Origin of the sequence: Nostoc flagelliforme FACHB-838, from assembly GCF_014698065.1 — a bacterium.
Lineage (GTDB): Bacteria > Cyanobacteriota > Cyanobacteriia > Cyanobacteriales > Nostocaceae > Nostoc > Nostoc flagelliforme_B.
Genome location: NZ_JACJSI010000417.1, coordinates 1 through 4,980, shown reverse-complemented (window position 1 = coordinate 4,980; position 4,980 = coordinate 1). Strand labels below are relative to the sequence as shown.

General features: G+C 42.9%; 3 protein-coding genes. 2 read left to right on the top strand and 1 reads right to left on the bottom strand.

All coding sequences use genetic code 11. The features are described 5' to 3' along the window. Together H6G97_RS45325 and H6G97_RS45320 are read left to right on the top strand one after the other, a co-directional pair. Positions 1–541, top strand: a 541-nt coding sequence (locus H6G97_RS45325) for a potassium transporter TrkG (RefSeq protein WP_277883441.1), incomplete at its 5' end; no start/stop codon positions are given. Between the two features lie 186 nt (positions 542–727). Further along, positions 728–1,423, top strand: a complete 696-nt coding sequence (locus H6G97_RS45320) for a potassium channel family protein (RefSeq protein WP_190946977.1) — start codon at positions 728–730, stop codon at positions 1,421–1,423. A 383-nt stretch (positions 1,424–1,806) separates the two neighbouring features. On the opposite strand, the gene H6G97_RS45315 is transcribed toward H6G97_RS45320, so the two are convergent. Beyond that, on the bottom strand, positions 1,807–4,980 hold a 3,174-nt coding region (locus H6G97_RS45315; RefSeq protein ID WP_190946976.1), incomplete at its 5' end, for an efflux RND transporter permease subunit.

The window sequence follows — 4,980 nt, the reverse complement described above, 5'->3', positions numbered from 1 at the left end:
AGCTTGGTTCCAATCAGTTACTCCTAGAACTGCTGGTTTTAACACCATTGACATTGGCAAAATGACCAGCGCTGGTCTATTTATTACGATCGCACTAATGTTTCTTGGTGCAAGTCCAGGTGGTACAGGAGGAGGCATGAAAACAACAACCTTGAGGGTGTTGACTAGTTGCACTAAAGCTATACTCCAGGGGAAAGAAGAAGTTTTATTGTATGATCGCAAAATAGCAATATCTTTAATTTTGAAAGCTGTGGGTGTGTTAGTGGGTTCAGTAGCGGCCGTTATTTTAGCTACGATTTTAATCAGCCTCACAGATCCAACATTAGATTTTATTAAAATTTTGTTTGAAGTGGTATCAGCCTTTGCCACTGTAGGACTTTCTACAGGCATTACAGCAAGTATTTCTATAACAGTAAAGCTCATCTTAATTGTAACAATGTACGTTGGACGAGTAGGTATTTTACTACTGATGTCTGCTGTCCTAGGAGACCCCCGCCGCACCAGAATTCACTATCCTGAAGAAAATTTACTCGTGGGATAGCTAGAGAGAGGGAGTAAGGATCAGGAAGTGGAGGGAGAATAATTCTTGGCGACTGATTAATGACTAATGACTAACAACTAAACTGATAAAATATACATTGAAGGCAAAAAATAAAATTTTAATTCAAGTGGTATCACCGTTTGTTTTTTGCCCGAAATACAGGAAACCATAATAAGGATAACAAAGTTGAATCTGTCATCATTAAGTTTTTTTCGCAGTTTACATAAAGATAACCAGCAATTTGCTGTAATTGGGTTAGGTCGGTTTGGTAGGTCTGTCTGTTCAACACTGCACAATTTCGGTTATGAAGTGCTAGCAACAGATGTTGATGAAAAACGAGTTTCAGAAGCATTAACTGAGGGAATAGTTGGTCATGCTTTGCAGTTAGACTCTACAGAACCAGCTGCACTCAAAGAAGCTGGAATTTTTGAATTTGATACTGTGATTGTAGCGATTGGTAACTACGTTCAGGAAAGTATTATAACTACCCTAAATGTGAAAGAGGCTGGTGTACCCCACGTCGTTGCCAAAGCTTCTAGTGAAGTTCACCGTAAATTGTTGCGGCGAGTAGGAGCAGATCATGTTGTTTTTCCTGAGTATGAAGCGGGTTGCGCCCTAGCGCGTACACTTACCAAACCTGCAATCTTAGATCGATTTGACCTCGACCCAGATAACAGTATTGTAGAGTTGATTGTGCCTGATGAATTTCACGACAAAACAATCACTGAGCTTCAACTTCGTAACCGCTACGGTTTAAATTTGCTAGCAGTGAGCCAGGATGGTAAATTTATAATTAATCCTGGCCCCACCAAGCGTTTAGAGCGTGGTTCCGCAATGGTCGTTATTGGCTGCAACAAAGATATCAATCATTTGCCGATTTAAAAAAGTTAGGAGTTAGAGAAGATTTATAAAGTAAATCTTTAGACAAGAAAACGACGCAACATGATACGAGTCATGACAGCATAAATAGCCAGGGTAAGCGCATCAATTTTTGTAGCTTTTGATACAGGTAAAAAGCTTAAAACTGTATCTAAATACCAATTTTCCATTCAAAGTAGGACAAATTGTTGTAAATGATTGAAAAAACATGGGTCAAATAGCTTTTTATATTTTTTCGCCACATAAATACGAAAATGTCAATCCTACCCCTTGGCTCAGTGTAGTAATTTTGAACTTATTTGTGCTTTGGTTGAACCCCAAAACCACTGTGTCAATAGAGTTTGAGATGCGCTTACCCTGGGTCGCTACACCTAACTCCTAATTTTTTACTGATGCCTGGTAGAAGGAACTTTGCTGTTTTGACTATCATCTAGCTTATGAGTCTGACGACGTGGACTCAAGCGATCGCGAATTTTGCCAATCACGATATATAAAATTGGTACAAAAAACAGAGTCAAGAAAGTAGAGACAATTGTACCACCAGCAATCGCAGTGCCAAGAGATTTTCTACTAGCTGCTCCCGCTCCTTCAGGATTTACCAATGGCCAAATGCCCAAGATAAAGGCGAAGGAAGTCATTAGGATAGGTCGTAAGCGTTCTTGTGATGCTTGCACTGCTGCTTTGGTAATTGAAAGACCCCGCTCTTGCAGTTGGTTGGCAAATTCCACAATCAAAATGGCATTTTTACTTGCCAAACCAATCAGCATTACTAAACCAACCTGGCAAAATACATCATTAGCTAAACCCCGCAACATCTGCGCGGACAACGCCCCCAAAATAGCTAGGGGAACTGACAGCATAATAATCAGTGGGTCAACATAGTTCTCATACTGAGCAGCCAGCACCAAAAAGACAAAGACAAGCCCCAATCCAAAAATTAGGGGCGCTAGACCGCCAGACTGTTTTTCTTCGGCAACGATCCCCGACCATTCATAGCCCATACTTGCTGGCAAAACCTGCTTTGCTAGTTGCTCCATAGCTACTGTTGCTTCGCCGGAACTATAACCAGGAGCGGCGGAACCGTTGATTTCAATGGAGCGGAATAAGTTGTAGTGATTAATCGTTTGCGCTCCGGTAGCAGAAGTAATTTTCACGAGATTGCTCAGGGCAATCATCTGATTATTAGCAGAACGCACGTATAATTTCCCGATATCCGCAGGGTTAGAGCGAAACTGAGCATCCGCTTGAACATACACCCGATAAGTTCGTTGTAGTAAATTAAAATCGTTGACATACCGCGAACCTAAGTAAGACTGTAGGGTATTAAAGATATCGTTTACTCCAACTTGCAGGGATTTAGCTTTGTTACGGTCTACTTCAATTAACATCTGCGGTGTATTTGCACTAAAAGTGCTAAACACAGCTTGCAATCCTGGCGTCTGATTACCGCGTTGGAGTAGCTGACCCATTACTTGCACTAAGTTATTTAAACCACTGTTCCCTCTTCTGTCTTGTAGCTCAAACTGGAAACCGCCGAAACTGCCTAAACCCTGAATAGATGGTGGATTCACCGGGAAAATTCTTGCTTCGGGAATTGCCCCAAACACTCCAGCCAACTTACCAATGATTGCCTGTGCTGACTGTCCCGGTTCGTGACGCTTTTCCCAAGGCTGGAGAGTCGAAAAAATTGCACCACTATTGGCAGAATTACCACTAAAACCAAAGCCACCGATGGCGAAAGTACCTGTGACTTCCGGCAATTTGAGGATTTCTTTTTCTACCTGAGCCATCACTTTGCTGGTGTAGTTGAGTGAAACTCCCTCTGGCCCTTGGATAATGGTGATAAAATAACCTTGGTCGTCATCAGGGATAAACGCTGTAGGTATGCTGATGTAAAGCCAACCTGTCACCCCCAAGGACAATATAAATATCCCCACTACGATCGCTTTCACCCGTGTCAAGCGCTTGAGTATTTCCTCATACTGTCTGCGTGTCCAATCAATAAACCTGTTAACACGCTCAAAAAACCAGCCTAACCAACCGCCTGGTCTTTGCCCTGGACGCAGCAGCAAGGCTGAGAGGGAAGGAGTTAAGGTAATGGCCAGAAAGGTAGAAATCGCCATTGAAAAAGCGATCGTCAGTGCAAATTGCTTATATATCTGTCCCGTAGCTCCTGGGAAGAATGCCACGGGTACAAATACAGCCATTATCACTAGGGAAGTTGCAATCACTGCCCCAAACAGCTCCCGCATTGACTCAGAGGCAGCTTCGCCGGGCGACATCTCCTCATTTTCAATTAAGCGAGAGATATTCTCAACAATTACAATTGCGTCATCAACCACCAATCCCGTTGCCAAAGTTAAACCAAACATGGTCAGGGTGTTGATCGAAAATCCAAAAATCTTGATAAAGGCAAAAGTACCAATCAAGGTTAGAGGAACGACAATCACCGGAATCAGCGTAGTCCGCCAGTCCTGCAAGAAGATAAAAATTACTAAAACCACCAGAGCGATCGCTTCTATCAACGTCTTAACTACTTCTGCTAGCGACGCTTCCACAAAAAGTGTTGTATCAAACGCTACCTGATATTTCAGTCCTGGGGGAAAACTTTGCTCCAGGCGCAGCATTTCGTTTTTAACTGCCTTAGCAACGTCTAAAGCGTTACTGCCAGGACTGGGAAATATCCCTAGACCTACACCCTCGTTGCCTCTAAATCGCAGAAAAGTACTGTAATTTTCTGCTCCCAATTCCGCGCGACCCACATCTCTTAGCTTTACCAGCGTGCCATTCTCAGATGTCTTGATCACCATGTCGGCAAATTCTGTTGCCCCACTTAGTCTGCCAATAGCTTGCAAATCGATTTGATACATCTGATCTGGTAATGTTGGCTGCTGCCCAATTTGCCCAGCCCCCACCTGTAAATTTTGCTCGTTGAGTGCATCGATTACATCTTGGGCAGTGAGGTTACGACTAGCAAGGCTACTGGGGTTGAGCCACAGGCGCATCGCATAGCGGCGTTCACCAAAAATCTGCACCTCACCCACTCCTTTGATTCTTTTGAGGGCATCTACTATGTAGAGGTCAGCATAATTACTTAAAAAAACGTTGTCGTATTCTTTATTATCGGAGTACAGCCCAATCGCTAAAAGAATGTTATTAGACTGCTTAGTGACAGTGACTCCAGTTTGCTGCACAGCTTCTGGTAAGAGCGGTTGGGCGATTGACACACGATTTTGCACATCGACTGCTGCAATATCTTTATTGCGCGATGCGTCAAATGTAACTGTAATCGTACTATTGCCATTGTTGCTACTATTTGAAGTCATGTATTTCATGCCTTCAACGCCATTAATCTGCCGCTCTAAGATAGTCGTGACGGTATTTTCTACAACTTCAGCATTAGCACCGACATAGTTAGCAGTAACGTTAATTTGAGTCGGGCTGATCTCTGGATATTGATCTGTGGCTAGTGTTGGGATACTAATGGCTCCTACCAACAAAATGATGATGGAGCAAACACTTGCAAATACAGGTCGCTTAATAAAAAAATCAACAAACAT